Here is a 22,165-nt window from a genome sequence, read left to right on the forward strand (position 1 = left end):
AATGAAGCTAGCGATTATCGGCGCAGGCGAAGTGGGTCTTACCTATGCGCACCCCTGGGTGGCCGCGGGCCACGAGATCCTCTTGTGTGACCTCAAGCCCTCACCCAGAGCCCAGGCCTTCGCGAAAGAACACGACCTGGCACTCGTCACCTCGATAGAGGACGCGGTGGCCGCTTGTGACGTCGTCGTCTCCTGCGTTTTCGGCACCGTCTCGCTCCCGGTCGCCGAGCAGGCGCTTGCCCTTATGCAGGCGGGTGCGCTGTTCATCGACATGACCACCGCGGATCCGGAGCAGATCAGGCGAGCCGCGGCCATCGCCGCCGAGCGCTCGCTCCCCTATGTGGACGTGGCCATCCTGGGGGCCATTGCGTTGACGCACGCGAAAACCAATCTGCTGGGCGCCGGCATTGGCCTGGAGCGGGCGGTTGCGCTCTTCGCCGAAGCCGGTGCACCGCTCAAGCCGGTCGAGGGAGGCGCCGCAGGCGATGCGGCCGCCCTGAAAATCCTGCGCAGCGTGTTCACCAAGGGCCTGGAAGCCCTGACCATCGAGTGCTTCATGGCGGCCGAGAAGCAGGGCGTCACGGAAAAGCTCCACGATGCTCTGAGCGATATCGACCAGGCTTCGCTCAGGGACTTTCTCGGCGCCCTGATCAGGACGCATGTCGTCCACGCTCCGCGCCGTCTCAAGGAAGTGGAAGAGGCCGAACGCCAACTGCGGGCTGCCGAGCTGCCGGTTGCGGTGCTGCCCGGGGTCAGGGAAGTGTTTGCGCGGACAGCCGCGCAGCTCGCACGCGAGCCTGTCGACACGGCATCGCCGACCCTGGACCAGGCCTTTGCCTGGTTGTTCAAGGCCAATGGCGTGGTGAGGTAGCGGTGCAGCGCCGAGCGAAGCTCATCGCTCGGCGCTCTTGCCGACCTAGGCGAGCCTTATGCCGGGTCAACGAACACCCAACTCATCCAGCAGCCATTTCTTGAAGACTTCCGCCGCTTCTTTGCGGGTCCGGCTCTTGGGGTAGGCGAGAAAGTGGCCTACGTACTGGATGTCGTGGGTCAGGCTGCGCAAGGGGGCTACCAGGCGACCCTCCTGCAGTTCCCGTTCGGCCAGCAGCGTGGATTCCAGGACCACGCCCATGCCATTGACCGCGGCGGCAATCGCCATGGCACTGCGGTCGAAGCGCAGAGCATAGTGGTGGGCGGGGAGCAGGTGGTTGGCCTCGAACCAGCCCTTCCACTGCAGCATCTGCACATCGCACTGGATCAGGGTGTGCTGGTGCAGGTCTTGCGGCGCCTTGATGGCTGCGGCCAGCGTGGGGCTGCAAAGCGGGGTGAGGTGCTCGACGGCCAGGGGCACGTGTTCGCAGTAATCCTGCCGCGGTTCGCCATAGACGATGTCGAGGTCGAAGTCGTCATTCTCGAAGCGTGCATAGTCGGTACTCGCCGAGAAGCGCAGATCGATGTGGGGATGTTTGTTCACGAAATCCGGCAGCCTGGGCAATAGCCACTGGGTCGCGAAGCTGGGCGCGGTGTGCAGCCGTAGCGGCGGCGGTTCATCCGTCTGAATGAGCGAAAGTCCTCGATGCATCTCGCCCAGCCCGCGCTGAACGTGTTCGAGCAACAGGCGGCCCTTGGTGGTGAGGCGGACTTCGCGCGTGCTGCGTTCGAACAGCGTGAGTTCGATGCTTTCCTCGAGTTTGCGAATGGAGTGGCTGACCGCGCTGGAGGTGATGCCCAGCTCCTGGGAGGCCATGGCAAAGGATTCGGTTCTGCCGGCGGCTTCGAAGACTCTGAAGGTCGTCAAGGGCACGCGTCTAAGCCGATTCATACGTGAACTGAATTCATCCACTGCTGTTAAAAACTCCTTTGTCGGTCGGGTTTTTTCGATGTTAGCTTGGTTTTCAGGCCACTCGCCGTGCTTAGCATGAATTCTAAGCACCTGTCGTGAGTGGATCTGCACATCGAGGAATCCATAATGACAACAAGATCCGTAGCCACTGCTCCGGCAGTGGAGCCGCTCGAGCGTCTGGCCTATCACGCCTGGCGCATCCGCCGTTTTGCCTTGCGTATGGGTGAAGTCCAGGGCCAGGGTTATGTGGGCCAGGCCCTCGGTTGGGCTGACGTCCTGGCCGTTGCCTATTGCCACGCCATGGATCTCGACCCCAGCGATCCTGAGTGGGAGGGTCGAGATCGGTTTCTGCTCTCCCATGGCCATTACGCGATAGCGCTCTATGCCGCCTTGCTGGAGGCGCAGGTGATTCCCGAAAGTGAGCTGGAGAGCTATGGCGCGGATGACAGTCGGCTGCCGATGTCGGGAATGGCCACCTACACGCCAGGCATGGAGATCTCCGGTGGATCGCTTGGCCAAGGGCTGGCGATTGGAGTTGGCATGGCGCTGGGACTGCGGCTGAAGAACAACCCGGCGAGGGTCTTCAACTCCATGTCCGATGGCGAACTCGACGAAGGAGCGACCTGGGAGGCCGCAATGTCGGCTGCGCACCATGGGTTGAGCAATCTCATTGCCCTGGTGGACTTGAACAGACAGCAGGCTGACGGCGATTCCAACGACATCCTTGGATTCGAACCGCTGGTGGACAAGTGGCAGGCCTTCGGCTGGCACGTCCAGCGCGTGGACGGCAATGATCTGGCCGCCGTGCTCGCGGCGTTCGATAGCGCCATGGCGCTGACCGAGTCCAAGCCCCGGGTCATCCTGTTCGACACCCTGATGGGCAAGGGCGTGGACTTTCTCGAAGCTCGGGAAAAGAACCACTTCATTCGCGTCGAGCCCCATGAATGGCAGCAGGCGCTCGAAGTGCTCGATCGCCACTATCAGCAGGGAGCGCAGTGACATGAGCGTCGATACTCTCAAAAAGCCACGGCTCACCACCTCGGCGATGATCGCCTCGATTGCCAGCGAGGGGCAGCGTACCGAGGCGGCGCCCTTCGGACAGGCGCTCATCGCGGCAGCCAAACGGGATTCGCGTATCGTCGGGATGACCGCGGATCTTTCCAAATACACGGACCTGCACATCTTCGCCCGGGAGTTTCCCGAGCGTTACCTGCAGATGGGCATGGCGGAGCAGCTCTTGATGGCAGCGGCTGGTGGTCTGGCGAAGGAAGGCCTGGTGCCGTTCGCCACGACCTACGCCGTGTTCGCCACCCGCCGGGCGTATGACTTCATCCATCAGGTCATCGCCGAAGAGCATCTGAACGTCAAGATCTGCGCGGCCCTGCCAGGGCTTACCACCGGATATGGCCCGAGCCACCAGGCCACCGACGATCTTGCGCTGATGCGCGCGATACCCGGTCTGACCGTGGTCGATCCCTGCGACGCGCTGGATACCACCCAGGCGGTCGCGGCCATCGCCGCTCACCAGGGGCCGGTCTACATGCGCCTGCTGCGGGGCAAGGTGCCGATGGTCCTGGACCAATACGACTACCAGTTCGAGCTGGGCAAGGCCAAGTTGCTGCGTGATGGCCGCGATGTGCTGATCGTGTCCAGCGGCATCATGACCATGCGGGCGCTGGAAGTCGCTGAAGCCATGGCGGACGGCAGTGCCGACGTAGCGGTGTTGCATGTACCCACCATCAAGCCGCTGGATGAGGCCACCCTCATCGAGCAATGCCGCCGGAGTGGACGGCTGGTCATAGTGGCCGAGAATCACAGCACCGTGGGCGGCTTGAGCGAGGCGGTCGCGCTGACGTTGTTGCGCGCCCGCGTGCACCCGGAGTTTCGGCAGATCGCCCTCCCTGATCAATTCCTCGACGCCGGCGCCTTGCCAACTCTGCACGATCGCTACGGCATTTCTACGGCCGCCATGGTCGCCCGCATTCAGAGCTGGTTGGGTTAGGAGGTAGTATGAACGTAGCTTTCGTAGGGCTGGGCGCCATCGGCTTGCCCATGGCGGTACAGATTCAGCGCGCCGGGCACCGGATCATCGGCATCGAGCTGTCGGAGGCGTCGCGTGAGCGGGCGGCAGCGGAAGGGCTGGACGCGGTCGCCGAGTGGCAGGCGCTGATCGATGCCGACGTCGTGGTAGTGATGGTGGCAACGCCAGCGCAGTTGGCCTCCCTGGTCAGCCAGTGCAGTGGGCTGCGTTCCGACCAGCACTGGATAATCATGAGCACCGTGGGACCGGCGTCCGTCCGTGAGCAGGCGAGCCGTCTTCAGGCGCTGGGCGTTCAGGTCGTGGATGCACCGGTCACCGGCGGGGTAGCCCGCGCCCTTACTGGAAGCCTGCTGATCTTCGCCTCGGGGGCGTCTGCAGCCGTAGCCCGTTGCGAGCCGGTCTTGCAGGCAATGGGCGAGGTCAAGAATGCCGGCGTCCAGGTGGGCGATGGCCAGGCGATCAAGGTGGTCAACCAGCACCTGTGCTCCGTGCACCTGGTGGCGGCCGCCGAGGCGCTGAGTCTGGCACGCGCCCTGGGGCTGCAGCCGGAGCAGGTGCTGGCACTGGTCGAGAAGGGCGCAGGCGGCTCCTGGATGCTTAGCGACCGGGGCCCGCGCATGCTGGAAGGCACGGACACCCGTGTGACCAGCATGGTGGACATCTTCGTGAAAGACAGTGGGCTGGTCGCCGAGGCCGCCCAGGCCTGCCAGGCCGCGGTACCGCTGCTCGACACCGCCCATGTCCGTTTCCAGGCAGCGGCCGCCGCGGGACTTGGTCAGCGGGATGACAGTCGCGTCATCGAGACTTGGCGCTAGCGCCGACGGTTCACCGTTTCTCGGCCTCACCACCAGAGGCAGACACCTGCCTCATTACAACAACAATAGGTAGCGGAGTTATCCATGCACCCTTCAGATAGCAAGGCCATGCCGGCTCGGGACAGTGCCGGAAAAGTGTCTTTCGCCTCCATGATCGGATCGGCGGTGGAGAGCTATGACTTCTTCATCTACGGGACGGCCGCTGCTGGTTGGTTCGGCAGCGTGTTCTTCCATACGACCGAACCCATCGTCGGCATCCTCGCGGCCTTCGCCACCATGGCGGTGGGCTTCTTCATGCGTCCCCTCGGCGGCTATCTCGCCGGCCATTACGGAGACCGCATCGGGCGCAAGGCCATTCTGCTCTGGTCGCTCCTCGCCATGGGTGGCGCCACGGTATTGATCGGCGCCTTGCCGACCTACGAGCAGGCCGGGCTGGTCGCGCCGTTGCTGCTGATCCTGCTCCGGATGATCCAGGGCATCGGCTTTGGTGCCGAGTGGGGCGGGGCGGTGCTGATGGCCTGCGAGCATGCTCCGCCGCACCGGAGAGGCTTCTTTGGCGCCGTACCGCAGATCGGTATTCCGCTGGGTCTGTTGATGGCCAATGGCGCCTTCCTGGCATCCGGCGCGCTGTTCGAGGGCGACTGGGTCTGGCGTGCGCCGTTCCTGGCGTCGGTGGTGATGGTCGGCGTGGGCCTGTACATCCGCATGGGGGTCAGTGAATCTCCGGAATTCGAAAAGATGAAGGCGGAGAACAAGCTGGTGAAACAGCCAGCGCTCGAAGTGATCCGCAGCGACTGGCGAAAGATCCTGCAGATCATCGGCCTGCGGCTCGCCGAGACCGGGGGCTACTACCTGGCGACCAGCTTCATGCTCTCCTACGTCCTGCTGGCGGGGGTCGCGACCAAGGAAAACGTGCTCTGGGGGACCATGATCGGGTCGGCACTCGGCCTGCTCAGCCACCTGCTGTTTGGTGCCCTGAGCGATCGGGTCGGGCGCAAGCCGGTGTTCCTGCTGGGATCGCTGTTCACCATTGCATTCGGCATACCCCTGTTCCTGCTGATCAACAGTGGCGTGTTCGTCATGGTCATCGTCGCGGTGGCGCTGTCCCTGCTGCTTAGTCACGATCCGATCTTCGCCGTCGAAGCCAGCTGGTTCACCGAGCAATTCCCGCCCAATGTGCGTACCTCGGGTATTTCCCTGGGCTACAACGGGGCCTCCATGATCGCGGGCCTGCTGCCATTCCTCGCGACCGGGCTGTTCGCAGTGGTGGGCTGGATGGGCCCTGCGCTCCTGTTCAGTTCGCTTGGCGTCATTTCCACCTTCTGTGCGCTGCGAATGCCGGAAACGGCGCCTGCGGTCGCGCATACCAAACGGCAGTCGGTACTGGCACCGCGGCCCGTCACGCTGGGCTGACGCCGGGCTTGCGAGCGCGACGGCGTCGCGGGGGAGGCGGGGCTTCAACGCCCAATGCGGCTAGCGCTTCCGCTTTGCACAGCTGCCTGACTCCGCCGCAATAGCGGGGTCAGGCAGGGTCTCCTGGCGCAGCTTCCAGCGGCTCTGGCGCCAAGACGGCATCCGGCACCGCCGCCCGCCCCAGCAACTCCTCCAGAATGCTCAACCTGAACTGCCGCTGCAGCGTCACCGCATAGAAGCGTTCGGCGATCTCGGGGACTTCGGCGTAGAGCTGCAGTGCGCCGCTGCGCAGTTCGTCCTGCACCACCACGGCGGGCAGCAGGGCCAGGTCGCCGGAGTCGCGGGCCAGCAGACGCAGCAGGGCCATGTCGTCGACCTCGGCGCAGATGCGCGGCGTCAGCCCCTGGCCGCTGCAATAGACGTCGAACTGGCTGCGCACGTCGCTGCTGCGCCCAGGCACGATCAGGCGGGCCTGTTGCAGGTCCCGGTGGAGGTCGAAGGGGCGGCTGTCCTGGCGCGGTGGACCGATCAGGCACACCGGCTGGCGATGGAGCAGGCGGCATTGCCAGGTGCGCTGGCTGTCGGCGCTCACCGCCTGGTTGGTCAGCACCACGTCCAGCTTGTGCAGGGCCAGGCGCTCCAGCAATTCGTCCACGCTGCCGGATTCGAGGGTCAGCACCAGGTCCTCACGACCGAGGAAGGGGCGCAGCAGGTTTTCCTGGAAGTTGCGCGAGAGGGTCGCCACGGAGCCGATGCGCAGTGTCTGGTTGGCTTCCTGGGTGTTCTGCAGGGTGTCCTGCAACTCGCTGCCCAGGGCGAAGATCGTGTCGGCGTAGTCCAGCACCAACTGCCCGGCTTCGGTCAGCCGCAGACTGCGTCCGGAGCGGATGAACAGGGGATGGCCGAGCTGGTCTTCCAGCACGCGGATCTGGGTGGAGAGGGCGGACTGGGAGACATGCAGCGCCTCGGCGGCGCGGGTGAGATTGCCTTCCTTGGCGACGGCCCAGAAGTAGTGCAGGTGATGGAAATTGAGTCGGCGCATGCTTCGTTCTTCAAAAGTGAACGTTAAGTTCTGATCAATCTATTTTAAATAATGCGTACACATTCGGACACTGTCGCCATCTGGTGTTCATGGAGTGTGCACGATGTCTGGCCTGCTGTTTTCCCTCGCTCCACTGTTGCCCTGGGTCTATGCCCTGGCGCTGTTGCCCGCGGTCTTCCTCGCTTCACCGAGCCAACTCTGGATACCTGCGCGGGTCGCGGGTTATCTGGGTGTCTTGCTGGTGCTGGCGGCCTGGCTACAGGCGTTCGTCGGCACCCAGCATCCTGATCGCCTCGGCCTGGCGATGGCCGGGCTCATCAGCCTGCTGGCGCTGGTGATCATCGAGTATTCCCGGCGCTATCTGGAAGGGGAAGCAGGGCAGCGGCGCTACGTGCTCGCCCTGCTCGCCACCCTGGCGGCGGTGGCGACGGTGGTCACCAGCGGCAACCTGCTGTTGATGGCCGGGGCCTGGATCCTGTCCAGCCTGTGCCTGCACCAACTGCTGACCTTCTACCCCGAGCGCCCGCAGGCGGTCGTCGCGGCCCACAAGAAATTCCTCGCCAGCCGCCTGGCCGATGTCAGCCTGCTGCTGGCGACCCTGCTGCTGGTTCAGGCCGACGGTAGCAGCCAGCTCGCGCTGATCCCCGCCGCGGTGAACGCCCAGGTGCAGGCGGGTGGTGCGCTCGGTTGGGAGTTGCAGGGCGCGGCGCTGCTGCTGGCGCTGACGGTGATCCTGAAATCGGCCCAATTGCCGGTGCATGGCTGGCTGATCCAGGTAATGGAGGCTCCCACGCCGGTTTCGGCCCTGCTGCATGCCGGGGTGGTCAACCTGGGCGGCTTCGTGCTGCTGCGCTTCGCCCCGCTGCTTTCCGCCGCGGTACCGGCGCAGAGCCTGCTGGTGCTGGTCGGCGGCCTGACCACGGTCCTGGCCGCGCTGGTGATGATGACCCGCATCAGCATCAAGGTCCGCCTGGCCTGGTCGACCTGCGCGCAGATGGGCCTGATGCTGCTGGAATGCGGGCTGGGGCTGTACGAACTGGCGCTGGTGCACCTGCTGGCCCATTCCCTCTACAAGGCCCATGCCTTCCTGGCCGCGGGTGAGACGGTCGCCCACGCCCGCCAGCATGCCCTGCAGCCGCAAGCCGCGGCGCTCGACTTGAACGGGCTGGTGCGCGCACTGCTGGTGGCCGCGCTGATGCTGGCGCTGCTGCAAGGGCTTTGGGCCTGGCTGCTGCCCAGTCATGCGCTGCCCCTGGTGGCCCTGACGCTACCGGCGATCGGCCTGGCGCCCTGGACCCTGCGCCGCGACCAGCCAGCCTATGGCTTGCTCATGTTCGGCCTGCTGCTCGGCGCTTACCTGCTGTGGCATCAGGCGGCCGGCTGGATCCTCGGCCAGCATCTCGCCGCGGCGCCGCTGCCGCTGGCCCTGGTGGCGATGGTCATGCTGGTCGGGCTCTACCTGCTGCAGAGCCTGCTGCTGGCCCGGCCGCGCGGCGCCCTGGCGCAACGTCTCTACCCGCTGGCCTTTGCCGGCTTCTACCTGGATGAGCACTTCACCCGCCTGACCTTCCGCCTGTGGCCGGCACGTGTGCCCCAGCCCCTGAGCGCAACCCTTGGAGACCGCCCATGACTGCCTTCGAAACGCTTTCCAGCCCCAAGCACCAGGCGCTGCACGAGGCGGCCCGCCAGGCCTGTGCGCGCATCGCGCCGACCTGGCCGCTGGATCGCATGATCGCCGTCAACCCGCTGTGGGAGCGGCGCGATCAGGCCTGGCAGAGCGTGGCCGCGCAGCTCTGGCAGCGCGCCGGCAGCCGCCTGACCCTGGACGCCGCCGACTATCGCCAGGCCTGGCAGGACGGTCGCATCGCCGAGCGCCATCTGCAGCAGGCGCTGGCCGAGCAGGGGGAATCCTGCAAGCCGGTAAGGCTGCTGGAGGCACTGGACGCCCCCGCGGAGGTCGGCCACGGTCTGCCGCTGCTGGAAGATCTGGCCGAGCCGGGGATCCCGCTTCCGGGCTGGCCGGCGCTGATCACCCATCAGATCGGGCAGAGCTGCGCGGCCTGGTTCGATCACGAGCAGGCGGATTGGCGTCCGGCAGAGGGTGGCGGGCTCTATCAGACCTGGCGCGCCAGCCTGCTGGCCGACCGGGGCCTGAGCGTCCTCAGTGGCTGCCGGGATCTGCACCAGCGGATCGCAGCGTTGCCCGCGCAACCCGAAGCGGCCCTGGAGGCGGCGGTCGAACACCTGGGACTGCCAGCGCCAGACTGGGCCGCCTGGTTCGACTGCCTGCTGCTGCGCAACCTGGGCTGGGCCTCCTGGTGCGCCTATCGGCGCTGGCAGGCGCGGCTGCAGGGCGAGGACGACCAGACGGTGCTGGAGCTGCTGGCCATCCGCGCGGCCTGGGAGTGGCTGGTGGATGATCGCCGGCGCGATGCCGAGAGCCGCTGGCACAGTTGGCGGGCGGCCTGGGAGGAGGGCTTGCAGCGGATGCCTTCGGCCAACTGGCAGGCCCTGCAGCTCTGGCAGCGCGCCGACGAGCTGGCCTGGCAGGAGCACCTGCAGCAGGCGCTGTGCCTGAGCATCCCGGCAGCCTTGCCCCCGGTGCCGCTGGCCAAGCTGTTCTTCTGTATCGACGTACGTTCCGAGCCCCTCAGGCGCGCCCTGGAGCAGACCTGCCCGACATTGGAAACCGGCGGTTTCGCCGGCTTCTTCGGGCTGCCCATCGCCTATACGCCGCTGGGTACCGGTGCCACGCGCCCGCAGTTGCCGGGCCTGCTCGCGCCGCAACTGCAGGTCAGCGAGGGCAGTGGCGATGCCACACGGGATCGCCAGCTGGCACAGCTGCGTCAGGGGCGCCTGGCGCGGCAGGGCCGCTGGCGGCTGTTCGAGCGGCTGCCGGCCTCGACCTTCACCCTGGTGGAAAGCGTCGGGCTGGGCTACGCCGGGGCGCTGCTGGGACGGACCTATGGCCTGGCCGGTGGCGCGCCTTCGCCCGAACTCAGCGCCTGGCGCCGTCACGAACGGCAACAGCTGCAACCACAGCTACCGGCGATGTCCCGGCTGCAGCAGGTCGACCTGGCCGAGCGCATTCTCAGGGCCATGGGGCTCAACGGGCCGGTGCCGTCCCTGTTGGTGCTGCTCGGCCACGGCAGCCAGAGCGCCAATAATCCTCAGGCAGCGGGTCTGGACTGCGGTGCCTGCTGTGGCCAGAGCGGCGAGATCAACGCGCGGCTACTGGCCGGCCTGCTCAACGAGCCCGAGGTGCGTGACGGGCTGCGGGTGCGCGGCCTCGACCTGCCGCCGCACTGCCAGGTGCTGGCCGGGCTGCACAACACCACGACGGATGAGGTGCAGGTCTTCGGGTACGAGGGGCTTCCCGCAGAGCTCCAGCCCAGCTGGCAGCGCCTGCGGCTGGCGCTGGACAGCGCCAGCGCCGAGGTGCGGCGGCAGCGGGCTGGCAAACTGGGCCTGGCAACGTTGCCGGAACAACCGGACAGACTGCTCGGCCAGCTGCGCCGGCGCGCTCGGGACTGGGCGCAGACCCGGCCGGAATGGGGCCTCGCCGGCAATGCCGCCTTCATCGCCGCGCCGCGGGCGCGCACCCGCGCGGTGGACCTGGAGGGCCGCGTCTTCCTGCACGACTACGACTGGCGGCAAGACCAGGAGGGCAGGGTGCTGGAGCTGATCATGACGGCGCCCATGGTGGTGGCGCACTGGATCAACCTGCAGTACTTCACCTCGACCACCGACAACCTGCGCTTTGGCAGCGGCAACAAGTTGCTGCACAACGTGGTGGGCGGTCATATCGGCGTGTTCGAAGGCAACGGCGGCGACCTGCGCATCGGGCTGGCGCGCCAGTCGCTGCACGACGGCCAGCGGTGGATGCATCGTCCGCTACGCCTGCACGTGGTGATCGAGGCGCCGCGCGCGATGATCGATCAGGTGATCGCCAACCATGCCGTAGTGCGCGATCTGGTGCGCAACGGCTGGTTGCACCTGCTGCGTCTGTATGGCCTGCCGGCTTGCCTTGAGGTGCGTACGGCCAGGGGATGGCACCCTTTGCCCAAGGTCTGACGCTGGCCGGCGCCAGGCCACCCGACGCTTCAGGTGGCCTGGCCTGGCAAAGTTGAAATCCGTGGCCAAGGCGCAAGGCCGCTTGCTAAGGGTGCCGCCCCAGCAGCGGAAGGATCACGTCGCGGGTCAGGGGCGCCAGCGGCAGATCGCCGGGTTCGTCTACGGCTACCCACACCGCCTCTTCGATTTCGGCGGCAGGCACCGCCTGGTCTCCCGCACCCATGGCTACCTGGTACAGCGCGCAATCGACCCTGAAACCGGGTTCATTGGCGGCCGGCGCCTGGTAGTTGCCGAGAAAGGTCGCAGCCCCTGCCGTGATGACCAGGCCAAGCTCTTCCTCCAGCTCGCGGATCAGCGCCTCCAGGGGTTGCTCCCCCGGATCCACCTTGCCGCCCGGTTGCATGAAGGCGGTGGTGCCCCGTTTGCGCACCAGCAGCACCTGCTGGCGGTCGTTCAGGAGGATGGCGGCGGCGATGTGCAGGGTAGGGGTCAAGGTGAGCGTCCCGGTCAAGGTGGGCGGGTCACCGTGCCGGGAGACGGACAGAAAGGCAACGGTCGGCAATCCTGGCTCAGCCTGCCCGTGAGGGCCTGTGGCGGCTGTCAGAAGTCGAGGGCATCGAACAGGGTCCTGAACGGCTCGCCTCTGGGAAACCGGCTCATGGACAGGTGCGCCTCCTGAAACCAGGACTCATCGGCTTCGGGATGGGGGCCGCTCAAGACCACGACGCCTGCGCCAAACCGGTAACGCGCCGCCGCGATGTCACCATTGCCATAGCTGGCGATCACGCGAAAACCGTCGCCCGATCCAGGCGGCAGATAGGGGCCATCCTGGAAGAACACCTGATCTTCACGACCGCCCCACCTCAAGAGCACCACGCTATCGTCTATGGAGGTGACCGGAAAGCCCGGGCGGCCAACCTCCGAATCCAGCTCGGCATCGAGCAGGCCGAGATTGTCGGCATCCGCGAGGTAGGCGCCCATGCAGATCCCGAGATACTGACCGCCCTGGGCGACATAGGCACGTATGGCAGCGATCCTGTCCTTGCCCAGACTGGCCAGGGCGGCCGGTATGTCCTGACCACCCCCCGGCTGGACGTAGGCTTCGTAGCGCTGCAGGTTTGCGCTGGAAACATCCAGGCGTTCGTCCGGACCGAGAAAATCAACCTGGTAGGCCGACCCAAGCCGTTCGATGGCATCCTTTACCGCCTCGGCACAACCCTCGCACGCGGCCGGACCTCTATAGATGGCGATCCGTATCACGTCGGCCTCGTCGAGGTCGACCAGGCCGAGCACCGTAGACAGGAGGGCCAGCAGCAAAATCATCGAGACGCTGAAGGAGCGCATGGCCAAGGCTCGTGAAATGTCCTGGGAGCGGAGACGTGTTCCCGTGGATCGACGCAAGGAAAGGTCGCGTCGGTCTCACAGATCGGTATGCAATGAATAGCCATTGAAGCCGGCGGCAAACAACATGGCGCCCCAGAGAAAGAAGTCGGTTTGCAGAAACTCGCGCTTTATCGAAACCACCTTGATGCCGTTGTTCAAGGAGACGGTAGGGTCTATGAGCCACCCCACGAGTACGGCCGCCACGCCCAGTATCATGGCGATGAAGCCGATGCTTTTTACGACGTGCCTCACTAGCGTCTCCTTTTGTATGCGCGCACTCGGTGGATGGCGCCTGTGAATCAGGGTATCGATCGGCAGAACGGCCCGTGTAAAACCTCATGAAGGCCGGTAAACAAGTGTTAACGCGAGGCCATGGCTAACGGGGTCGCAGCGGGTGGAGCGGGAAGATCCGCTTCGCCGCTCCGCTCCCATTCGCCGCCCAGTGCCCGGAACAGGTCGACGTGGGCGATCATCAGCTGCAGCCGGGTTTCGATCAGGGCGTTATCGGCCTGGTAGAGGCTGCGCTGGCTGTCGAGCAGATTCAGGTAGTTGTCCAGCCCCTGCCGATAGCGCTCGCTCGCCAGCTCGACACTGCGCGCGGTGATGGCACGCAGGCGTTGCTGGGCCGCGAGCTGCCGTCTCAGGGGCGCCTCGGCAACGAGTTGATCGGCCACCTCGCGAAAGGCGACCTGGATGCTCTTCTCGTAGCGAGCGATATCCTGATCGCGCCGCACCTCTGCCAGATCCAGGTTGGCGCGGTTACGACCGCCGTCGAATAGCGGTACCTGCAATTGGGGTACGAAGCTCCACACCTGATTGCCGGGGTTGAACAAGCCGTTCAGGTCGGAACTCAGGTAGCCGGCGCTGGCCGTCAGGGTGATGCGCGGGAAGAAGGCAGCCCGAGCGGCGCCGATGTTGGCGTTGGCCGCCCGCAGGCGGTATTCGGCCGCGCGAATGTCCGGACGGCGTTGCAGCAGGTCAGAGGGCAAGCCCTCCGGGACGGGCAGGTCGAGACTCTGGCGCGTGAGCGGCAAGGGCGCGGGCAGGTCGCCGCGCGGCTCTCCGCCGAGCAGCAGGCGCAGGGTGTTGTCCGCCTGCGCTCGACTTCGGTCCAGGACGGCGAGATCGGCTTCGGTGGCCTCTAGCGCCGTTTGAGCCTGGGCCAGGTCCAGTGCCGAACTCACCCCGGCAGCATGGCGCTGTTCGATCAGGGCAAGGCCTCGCTGGCGACTTTCCAGAGTACTGCGACTCACGAGCAGTCTCTCATCCAGGGCGCGCTGATTCAGATAGGCCGTCGCCACCTCGGCGATCAGTGACAGCTCCACCGCGCTGCGCGTCTCGCGTTGGGCCAGGTACTCGCCTAGGGCCGCATCGCGCAGATTCCCCAACCGGCCGAACAGATCGAGTTCGTAGGCGTTCGTACCCAACCCGACGCTGTATCTGTTGGCCGTCTGGCTGCCGCTTCGCTGCTGATCGGTACGCGAGGCGCTATCCAGGCCCCCGGTCCGCTCTCGCGTCCGGCTCGCGGTGGCACCCAGTTCGAACATGAGGTCGGCACGGCTGATGCGATAGCGGGCGCGCGCTTCCTGGATATCCAGCGCGACCAGCCGCAGATCCCGATTTCCGTCCAGGGCCTGATCGATCAAGGCGTGCAGGTGGGGATCGGCGAACAGGCTTTGGCGGTCAGGCGACAGGTCCGCGGACGCTGCCAGCACGGGATAGCGCTCCGGGACCGGCGGCTGCGGTCGTTCATGGCGGGGTGCCAGGGAGCAACCCGCGAGCAAGACACTCAGCGCCAGGACGGTCACTCCTGTCATGACGAGCCTGCCTGCCGTGAGCTGTTTGCCCAGGGGCAGGGATGGGCAGCGGGGCCGAGCCAAGGTGCGTGTTGGCATCAGGATCCGCTTTTTTCCGGGTTGGCAGGAAGGCAAGAGCGGGTAGTGGAACATCGGACGTCCTCGTGGAGAACGCCATGGTAGAGGGCCCGCCTGGGCAGCCTTGTAAAGGTCTGTAGGTCTCTTGTGAAAGAGTGTTAAGGGCTGCCCTTGAGGGCTTGGCGCTCCGTTATGCTCGCCGCCTCCTTGCCCCGGGACCTGTCTGTGAAACTCTTTTTCAGCGTCGAAAATGTCACCACCCCCGCCGCGCCGGTGGCCACCGACCAGCGTCGCCGATACGCGTTCGTGACCTTGCCTGGCCCGCGCCAGGCAGGCGCGGCCCACGGCTCGTGCTGGCCGTCGTTCAGGCTGGCAAAACGGTCCGGATGTGACCCGCAGGGACGACCGCGCCGCGGCGTCGAGTTCTGCTAGATGCTCAAGATCCTGATAAGGCTCTATTGCGTGCTGTTGGTGACCTATGGCGCAGCCAGCTATCTGGTCCCGGAAGCCCTGCAGCAGATGTTCAGTGACCGCTATAGCCGCGTCAGTCTGGAGCAGATGAATGGCCCGCTGAAACTGGTGGAGCGGACCTTCGTGGAAACGCCACTCGCCCACTGGCCGGCGCTGCTGGCTGAGCTGAACGCCGACATCGCGCCCGTCACCTTGCAACTGGGGCTGCAGACCGATCCCCAGTTGACGAGCGCCGAACGCCACCGTTTGGCCAAAGGCGAACGGCGCGTCCGCCTGACCGACGATGGCGATCCCAGCGTGGCCCTGATCCCTTTGCCCGGCGGGCACGTCCTCTGGGTCGGCTTCGCCGAGGTTCCGACCGACATAGCCCTGACCTATTGGGCCATGAACGCCCTGATCGGTGCGGCGCTGCTCATCTGTCTGTATGTCTGGCTGCGGCCGCACTGGCGTGATCTGGAGCGGCTCAGGCGCACGGCGGCGCGCCTGGGCAAGGGGCATCTGCAGGAGCGTACCGCGATCTCGCCGCGCTCGGACATCGGCCAGCTGGCGCGGGCCTTCGATGACATGGCCCAGGATCTCGAAACCGTGATCGTCCAGCAGCGCGACCTGCTCAATGCGGTCTCCCATGAGGTGCGCACACCACTGTCCCGTCTGGAATTCGGCCTGGCCCTAATGCAAGCCGACCCGCTGCCCGCTGAAACACAGCGACAGCTGGAGCAGCAGATTCGCCACGTGCGCGAACTGGATGCGCTGGTGAACGAGCTGCTTTCCTACGCCCGCCTGCAGTCCAGTCAGCAGGCGCCCGAGCGTCAGGCGCTCAAGCTCGGTGCCTTCCTGGACAGCGTCCTGGCGGATTTCAGCGAGGAACAGGAACGGCGTGGCGTCAACCTGAGGCTGGACATGGCCGCTGCGCCCGAGCAAGCCCTCTTGGCACCAAGACTCACGGCGCGCGCGTTGCAGAACCTGATTGGCAATGCCCTGCGCTATTGCCAGCGAGGGGTCTGGCTGACCGTTGGCCGCGACGCCGACACCCTGCTGATCACCGTCGAGGACGATGGCGAGGGTATTCCACCGGGCGAACGGGAGCGGGTGTTCGAGCCCTTCTATCGCCTGGATCGCAGTCGGGATCGCGCCACCGGCGGCTTTGGCCTGGGGCTGTCGATCAGCCGTCGCGCCATAGAGAAGCAGGGCGGGCAGCTGGCGCTGGCGGAAAGCGAAAGAGGCGGCGCGCGCTTTGACATCCGGCTGACCGACGCCCTCGCGTCCTGACCAGCAGCAGCCCAGGGCCTCCTTGGCACCCGATGACGCGGACCCGAGTCCGTTCCTTCCTCTGACCGACCTGAAAGCCAACAAATATCCAGTTCCTCTTCTTCCCCACGATCGCCGGCTGAAACCGAGACCCTCGACGACTATGGCGACCTGGCCAGGCGTCATGTCACGTTCGCGCGGATTATCGAGCTACTGGCTCCGCATCGGGCCGCACTGGTGCTGGTGGTGTTGCTGATCGCGGTCGCCGGGATCAGCGGCGTGATCAGTCCCTTCCTGATCCGCAGCATCGTCGACGATGCCTTGCCGGCGAAGGACCTGACGCTGCTGGTCTATCTGGCCGCCGGTCTGGTCGGGGTGGCGCTGTTCAATGCCATCGCCAATCTGACCCAGACCTATGTCGCGATTCGGGTGGGCCAGAGCGTCATGCACGACCTGCGGACCCGCCTGTACGGCCACCTGCAGAGCCTCTCGCTGGCGTTTTTCGCCGGTACCCGCGCGGGCGAAGTGCAGGCGCGCCTGTCCAGCGACATCGCCGGTCTGCAGACCCTGTTGACCCACTCCGCCACGGATCTGGCAAAGCATCTGAGCGTCGTGGCGGCGACCCTGGTGGCGATGCTGCTGCTGGACTGGCGCCTGGCGTGTGTCTCCTTCGCCGTCATTCCCTTGCTGGTCTGGATTAATGGCCGCGTCGCCCAGCTGCGGGAGCGGGTGACCTACCGGCAACAGGAGCAGGTGGCGGACCTTTCCGCCAACATCGCCGAGTCCCTGTCGGCCGGCGGCATCATCCTGTCGCGTACCCTGGGCCGCGTGCACTATCTGGTGCAGCGCTTTCAGCGTGACTCCGCGCAGCTGGCGCGCCTGGAAACCCAGGCCAGCACCGCGGGACAATGGGAATTCGCGCTGGTCTTCCTGGCGCTGGATCTGCTGCCCGCGCTGACCTTCCTGGGCGGCGGTCTGTTCATCGGCCTGGGTCTGCAGGTGTCCATCGGCACCCTGGTGGCCTTTATCGCCTTGCAGGAGCAATTGCTCTGGCCGCTGCTGGAGATCTTTGAGACGCGGATCGAATTCGCCAAGGGACGCGCCTTGCTGGCGCGGGTGTTCAGCTATCTGGATACGCCGGCGACGGTCGTCGAGGCGAGCTCACCGACGACTCTTGCGCGGCAGGATTTCCAGCAGGGCATCCGTTTCGAGAACGTCGGTTTCGCCTATGGCGACCGCGTCGTACTCAAGGATCTGACGTTCGAGATACCGGCCGGAAAGCACACGGCGCTGGTTGGCCCCACCGGCTCTGGCAAGACCACCATTTCCTATCTCCTCGCGCGCCTGTACGACGCCGATCAGGGGTGTATCCGCTACGACGGCATCGATAGCCGCGAGCTGAGCTTTGCGACGCTGGCCAGCCTGGTCGGCATAGTGACCCAGGATACCTTCCTGCTCAACGCCAGCATCGAAGCCAACCTGCGCTTCGCCAAGCCCGACGCGAGCGAGGCGGAACTCTGGTGGGCGCTGGAAAGGGCGCAGCTGGATGCCACGGTGCGCAGACTTCCCGAGGGGCTGGCGGCCGGTGTCGGTGATCGGGGTTATCAACTGTCCGGTGGCGAGCGCCAGCGTCTGTCCCTGGCGCGTATGCTGCTGCGTGATCCACCGATCATTCTCCTGGATGAAGCGACCAGCGCCCTGGACAGCAGCACCCAGGCGGCGCTGGCCGCGGCCCTGGCCTCGCTGGAGGGGCCGCGGACCCTGATTTCCATCGCCCATCGCCTCAGCACCGTCAGGCAGGCGGATCGGATTCTGGTCATCCAGGCCGGGCAACTGGTGGAGCAGGGCACCCATGAAGAGTTGATGAGACAGGGTGGGCTCTATGCGGTCATGGCGCGCAATGCCTAGCACTCGCGGCAGCTACCGCTTCGCCACCCACGCCAACATGGCGTGGCACCCTCGGGATACACTGGCAATACCTTGCTGTCACAGCAACGAGGGTAAGGACAAGGACGTTCATAGTGCGCCACTAATGGTGTCCAGGGGCGACCCAAGTCACTATGAGGCATCTCTGGAACGCGATGCTTCACAGCGGCGCGGCTTCAGAGAGAGGTCTTACGGATGGCACAAAAGGATGTCGGCAACGACCGCGTCCGCCAGGGAATCAGCCTGATCGTCGCGGCGGTTTTTGTCCTGTCCCTGGTGGATGCTGCGGTCAAATACTTCAGTGCTCGACTACCGCTTTGGCAGCTTTTTCTGGCAGTAGCCTGCCTTTCGGTACCCGCAATTGGCTTCTGGGCGATCGGCCGCTTCAAGGCCGGTCGCCTAGAGATAGGCTCGATCCGCTGGGTGATGGCCAGAAGTATTCTGCTCTTGCTGATGTGGATCAGCTATTACGCTGCGCTTCCTTTCATTCCTCTGTCAGTAGCGGCCGTCGCTATCTATACGACCCCCATTTTCATCGCGCTTCTAGCGGCCTGCTATGGCGGTGAGTCCCTGTCCAGGCTGGGTTGGTCTGCGGTAGGCATAGGCTTTGCCGGCGTGGCCCTGGTACTGCGCCCAGGCGCGGAGGCCTTTTCTCCTGCCACGCTGCTACCGGTCATAGGTGCGCTGTTCTACGCGCTCGCAATGGTGGTCACGCGCCGACACTGCCGCAACGAACACCCTTTGGTATTGGCCCTGGGATTGAATATCGCCTTTTTGGTAGCGGCCTGCCTGGGAGGTCTGGCCTCGCTCGCGGTCAGTAAGGCGGTGGCAGCTCAGGCCAATTTTCTATTGTCTCCCTGGCAGCCACTTGGTCGCGAGGAGATGGCCTTCATCGTCTGCTATGCCGTGGCTTTGGTCTTCATCAATACGGCCACCGCCAGAGCCTATCAGATCGCCCCGGCGGCGCTGGTCGGTACCTTCGACTACGCCTATCTGGTCTTCGCCTGTCTATGGGGATATCTATTATTCCAGGAGATCCCAGACCTCTTTACCTGGGGTGGAATGTTGATGATCTTGAGCGCGGGTGTGCTCATTTCATGCGCAGAGGAAAAGCCTTAGGACAGCGCCCTTGGCTTCAAGGGCACCGAGTCTGTCGGTGCCCCTGGGGTGAGGTAGCGACAATGCGCGAGATTCCCTGCTTGCAGTCAATGGAGCGCGCCCTCAGCGCATCGCCCGGAAGGCCTCCCGGAGGTGACCGACGAATTCTTGCGGATTCTCCATCGCCGCGAAGTGCCCACCCCGATCGGCTTCCGCGAAGAACCGCAGATCGGCGAAGCGCCGCTCGGCCCAGCGGCGCGACAGCCGCAGCTGCTCGCCAGGGAACACGCTGACGCCCGCGGGCAGGGGCAGCGGCGCGCTGGGCATGCCGTTCGCCATCTCGCGCCTGGCCTCCCAGTAGAAACGCGCCGAACTGGCGCCGGCATTGGGCAGCCAGTAGAGCATGATGTCATCGAGCAGATGATCCAGCGGCAGGACGCGCTCGGGTTCGCCCGCGGTGTCCGACACGTCCTGGAACAGGGCGTAGATCCAGGCCGCCAGGCCTACCGGCGAGTCGGCCAGGGCGAAGCCCACCGATTGCGGGCGGGTGGTCTGCACCTTCATGTAGCCCGAGTATTCGCGCTCGTAGCGGGCGGCGTCGGCGAGCATCCGCTGCTCGTCCGGCGTGGCCGCCGCGACCTCCTCGGCAGTGGGCTGGAACATCACCATGTTCAGGTGCACGCCGGCCAGGCCCGCCGGGCGCATATGGGCCAGGGCGGTGGTCACCGCGGCGCCCCAGTCGCCGCCCTGGGCCAGCCAGTGATCGCCGTAGCCGAGTCGGCGCATGAGTTCGGTCCAGGCCAGGGCGGTGCGGCTCACTCCCCAGCCGGGCTCGCTGGGCTGGTCCGAGAAGCCGAAGCCGGGTAGCGCGGGAATGACCAGGTGAAAGGCGTCCGCGGCTTCACCGCCATGGGCGACCGGATCGCTAAGCGGCCCTATCACGTCGCGAAACTCCAGCACAGAGCCTGGCCAACCGTGGGTGAGCAGCAGGGGCGTAGCCGTCGGTTCGGGAGAGCGCACATGCAGAAAGTGGATGCCGAGGCCGTCGATCTCGGTGCGGCTGCTGCCCCAGCCGTTCAGCAGGGTCTCGGCCGCCCGCCAGTCGTACCCACCGCGCCAGCGCTCCACCAGGGCCTGCAGGCGCTCCCGTTGCGGCCCCTGACTGCCATCGTGGACGGTCTCGCGGTCGGGCCAGCGTGTAAGCCTGAGTCTTGCCGCCAGCTCATCGAGTTGGACCTGGGGTACGCGGATGGGAAAGGACTGGATGAGATCGGTCATGGAGAGCCTCGCAAGGAAGGGCGCAGTCGAATAACTGAACGTTATCGTTCAGTTTACAGGTGCTGTCAATCCGCTTAAGGTTCGCCCATGACCGAAATGACCAAACCACGCGGCGGGCGACCCCGGCGCGAAGAGGCCGGCGCTGTCGATCGCCGCCTGCTGGACGCTGCCTTCGAACTCTTCCTCGCCCAGGGCTTTGCCGGGACCTCCTGCGAGGCGGTGGCGCGGCTGGCCGGTGCGGGCAAGGCCAGCCTCTATGCGCGCTTCGCCAACAAGGATCAGCTGTTCGAGGCGGTGATCCGCCGTCATTCGGCAACCCTGCCGCAGCTCGAACCCTTGCCCTCCGGCCTGCCGCTCGCGGAGCGTCTGCGGCTGGCCGGTCAGGACATGCTGGAGCACGCCTCGCGGCCGGAGACCCTGGCGATGATGCGCCTGGTGATCGCCACGGCCGATCGCTTTCCGGCAGTCGCGGCCGAGGCGACCCGGATCGGCTGGGAGGCGGGTCGCCTGCGGGTGCGACAGGCCATCGAGGCGGGCCCGGATCAGCCGGACGATGTCGAGCGGCTGCTCGAGGGATTCATCGATCTGGTCTTCGCGCCGCATCAGTTGCGGGCGCTGCTGGGCGATGACCCCAGGGCACTGCGGGCGCAGGCGGCGGAGCGGATCGAGCGGGCTATTCGGCTATTGCTGGGGTGAGGGTACTCGCCGACCTGGAGCGCTCGCTGACCAGGCCTTCGCCCGAGACGCTGGCGGCAGTCGGATTGCGGTCTGACACCCCTGGTGCCTGCTCGTCCGTAGCGATCTTTCGCTAGCCCTTGCGCTTGGCCGATATCGCCGCCGCCGTGGAAATGAGCAGATCCGCCATGCGTTTTTCGTCACGTTCGGCGTTCCAGCGCGCGCGGGTCACCGCGACGTTGACGGCGCCTATTGCGCGGCCTGCGGCATCGACGATCGCTGCCGCGGTCGAGGTGTCGCCATAGAAGAACTGATCCTCGACGTGGGCGTAGCGCCGCTGGCGAGCCTGGCGGATGTTTTCCCAGACCTTGTCGCGATCGGTGACCGTCGCCGGGGTGTAGGCGATCAGTTCGCTGCGATCAAGGATGGCGTCCACCTCGTCATCCGCATAGGTGGAAAGAATCGCCAGCCCGGGTGCGGTACACCAGGCCGGAAGGCGACTGCCGACGATGACGTTGGCATTGAACACGTGGCGGCTGACGATCCGCACGACGTAGACGATGTCGGTACCGTCCATGACGGTCAGGTTGGTGGCTTCTTCCGTCTCGCTGCTGAGTTGCTGCAGGTAGGGCGCGGCGCGATTGACCAGTTCGCTGGACGACAGGTAGTGGAAGGTGAAATCGAGCAGCCTGGGTGACAACTCGTATTTCTTGTCGGCGCCCTTCGTGAGGTAGCCAAGGGTGCTGAGCGTATGGGTGAAGCGCTGGGCGGCGCTGATGTCCATATCGGCGAGCCCGGCGATTTCCGAGAGCGAAAGATGGCGTTTGCTGCCATCGAACGCGGTCAGGACCTTCATCGCCTTCTCGACGGATTGCACGTACAGCGAAGAGGCGGTGGGGTCCTTGCGCGGACGTCGCGGATCACTCATGGAGAGACTCCTGCTTGGGGGGCGCGAATTATCGTGTCGTCGGCGCTATTTTTCTA

Annotated in this window: 19 protein-coding genes; 11 read left to right on the forward strand and 8 right to left on the reverse strand. The window is 65.6% G+C overall.

Features of this window, described 5'->3' with window-relative positions; all coding sequences use genetic code 11:
• Window position 1: 1 nt before the first annotated feature.
• Entirely contained in the window at window positions 2-871 is an 870-nt protein-coding gene (locus QMX82_RS09860) for an NAD(P)-dependent oxidoreductase (protein ID WP_282282839.1), read from the forward strand.
• Between the two features lie 66 nt (window positions 872-937).
• On the opposite strand, the gene QMX82_RS09865 is transcribed toward QMX82_RS09860, so the two are convergent.
• Window positions 938-1,804 carry a LysR substrate-binding domain-containing protein gene (locus QMX82_RS09865; RefSeq protein WP_282282841.1) on the reverse strand — a complete coding sequence of 289 codons (867 nt, stop codon included), beginning with the start codon at window positions 1,802-1,804 and terminating at the stop codon, window positions 938-940.
• Window positions 1,805-1,969: 165 nt separating this feature from the next.
• Between QMX82_RS09865 and QMX82_RS09870 the strand changes: the two genes are divergently transcribed.
• The 4 genes from QMX82_RS09870 (at window position 1,970) to QMX82_RS09885 (ending at window position 6,112) form a co-directional block, all read left to right on the forward strand.
• Entirely contained in the window at window positions 1,970-2,842 is an 873-nt protein-coding gene (locus QMX82_RS09870) for a transketolase (protein WP_208694993.1), read from the forward strand.
• A gap of 1 nt (window position 2,843) precedes the next feature.
• Window positions 2,844-3,845 (forward strand): transketolase family protein, encoded by a 1,002-nt coding sequence (locus QMX82_RS09875; RefSeq protein WP_282282843.1) that lies wholly within the window; start codon window positions 2,844-2,846, stop codon window positions 3,843-3,845.
• 8 nt (window positions 3,846-3,853) lie between these two features.
• Entirely contained in the window at window positions 3,854-4,699 is an 846-nt protein-coding gene (locus QMX82_RS09880; protein WP_208691556.1) for an NAD(P)-dependent oxidoreductase, read from the forward strand.
• A gap of 108 nt (window positions 4,700-4,807) precedes the next feature.
• Window positions 4,808-6,112, forward strand: coding sequence for an MFS transporter (locus QMX82_RS09885; protein WP_208691555.1), 1,305 nt, complete (start codon window positions 4,808-4,810; stop codon window positions 6,110-6,112).
• A gap of 109 nt (window positions 6,113-6,221) precedes the next feature.
• On the opposite strand, the gene QMX82_RS09890 is transcribed toward QMX82_RS09885, so the two are convergent.
• Window positions 6,222-7,154: a LysR family transcriptional regulator gene (locus QMX82_RS09890; protein ID WP_208691554.1), complete on the reverse strand. Its 933-nt coding sequence runs from the start codon at window positions 7,152-7,154 to the stop codon at window positions 6,222-6,224.
• A gap of 103 nt (window positions 7,155-7,257) precedes the next feature.
• On the opposite strand from QMX82_RS09890, the gene QMX82_RS09895 reads away from it, so the two are divergent.
• Window positions 7,258-8,784 carry an NADH-quinone oxidoreductase subunit L gene (locus QMX82_RS09895; RefSeq protein WP_282282849.1) on the forward strand — a complete coding sequence of 509 codons (1,527 nt, stop codon included), beginning with the start codon at window positions 7,258-7,260 and terminating at the stop codon, window positions 8,782-8,784.
• Window positions 8,781-11,228, forward strand: a complete 2,448-nt coding sequence (locus QMX82_RS09900) for a YbcC family protein (protein WP_282282851.1) — start codon at window positions 8,781-8,783, stop codon at window positions 11,226-11,228. Before QMX82_RS09895 ends, QMX82_RS09900 begins: the two co-directional genes overlap by 4 nt.
• A gap of 85 nt (window positions 11,229-11,313) precedes the next feature.
• Here QMX82_RS09900 and QMX82_RS09905 read toward each other — a convergent pair whose 3' ends face one another.
• The 4 genes from QMX82_RS09905 to QMX82_RS09920 form a co-directional block, all read right to left on the reverse strand.
• Window positions 11,314-11,721, reverse strand: a complete 408-nt coding sequence (locus QMX82_RS09905; protein ID WP_282282852.1) for an NUDIX hydrolase — start codon at window positions 11,719-11,721, stop codon at window positions 11,314-11,316.
• Window positions 11,722-11,828: 107 nt separating this feature from the next.
• Window positions 11,829-12,572: a BPL-N domain-containing protein gene (locus tag QMX82_RS09910; RefSeq protein ID WP_208691550.1), complete on the reverse strand. Its 744-nt coding sequence runs from the start codon at window positions 12,570-12,572 to the stop codon at window positions 11,829-11,831.
• A 75-nt stretch (window positions 12,573-12,647) separates the two neighbouring features.
• Window positions 12,648-12,863 (reverse strand): hypothetical protein, encoded by a 216-nt coding sequence (locus QMX82_RS09915; protein WP_208691549.1) that lies wholly within the window; start codon window positions 12,861-12,863, stop codon window positions 12,648-12,650.
• A gap of 107 nt (window positions 12,864-12,970) precedes the next feature.
• Complete coding sequence (locus QMX82_RS09920) at window positions 12,971-14,428, reverse strand: efflux transporter outer membrane subunit (protein ID WP_282282859.1); 1,458 nt, start codon at window positions 14,426-14,428, stop codon at window positions 12,971-12,973.
• 489 nt (window positions 14,429-14,917) lie between these two features.
• On the opposite strand from QMX82_RS09920, the gene QMX82_RS09925 reads away from it, so the two are divergent.
• The 3 genes from QMX82_RS09925 to QMX82_RS09935 all read left to right on the forward strand — a co-directional run bounded on the left by QMX82_RS09925 (window position 14,918) and on the right by QMX82_RS09935 (window position 19,249).
• Window positions 14,918-16,225 (forward strand): ATP-binding protein, encoded by a 1,308-nt coding sequence (locus QMX82_RS09925; RefSeq protein WP_282282861.1) that lies wholly within the window; start codon window positions 14,918-14,920, stop codon window positions 16,223-16,225.
• A gap of 225 nt (window positions 16,226-16,450) precedes the next feature.
• Window positions 16,451-18,112 (forward strand): ABC transporter ATP-binding protein, encoded by a 1,662-nt coding sequence (locus QMX82_RS09930; protein ID WP_282282862.1) that lies wholly within the window; start codon window positions 16,451-16,453, stop codon window positions 18,110-18,112.
• A 213-nt stretch (window positions 18,113-18,325) separates the two neighbouring features.
• On the forward strand, window positions 18,326-19,249 hold the full coding sequence (locus tag QMX82_RS09935) for a DMT family transporter (RefSeq protein WP_208691545.1): 924 nt from the start codon (window positions 18,326-18,328) through the stop codon (window positions 19,247-19,249).
• Between the two features lie 102 nt (window positions 19,250-19,351).
• On the opposite strand, the gene QMX82_RS09940 is transcribed toward QMX82_RS09935, so the two are convergent.
• Entirely contained in the window at window positions 19,352-20,506 is a 1,155-nt protein-coding gene (locus tag QMX82_RS09940; RefSeq protein WP_282282863.1) for an epoxide hydrolase family protein, read from the reverse strand.
• An 87-nt stretch (window positions 20,507-20,593) separates the two neighbouring features.
• On the opposite strand from QMX82_RS09940, the gene QMX82_RS09945 reads away from it, so the two are divergent.
• The gene (locus QMX82_RS09945; RefSeq protein ID WP_208691543.1) at window positions 20,594-21,202 is read left to right on the forward strand and encodes a TetR/AcrR family transcriptional regulator; all 609 of its coding nucleotides are present in this window, start codon (window positions 20,594-20,596) and stop codon (window positions 21,200-21,202) included.
• A gap of 112 nt (window positions 21,203-21,314) precedes the next feature.
• Here the strand turns inward: QMX82_RS09945 and QMX82_RS09950 are convergent, their stop codons facing one another.
• Window positions 21,315-22,109, reverse strand: coding sequence for an IclR family transcriptional regulator (locus tag QMX82_RS09950; RefSeq protein ID WP_218568708.1), 795 nt, complete (start codon window positions 22,107-22,109; stop codon window positions 21,315-21,317).
• Window positions 22,110-22,165 lie beyond the last annotated feature (56 nt).

Source organism: Pseudomonas sp. PS02302 (assembly GCF_029959585.1).
In the GTDB taxonomy this organism is placed as follows: Bacteria; Pseudomonadota; Gammaproteobacteria; order Pseudomonadales; family Pseudomonadaceae; genus Chryseomonas; species Chryseomonas aestiva.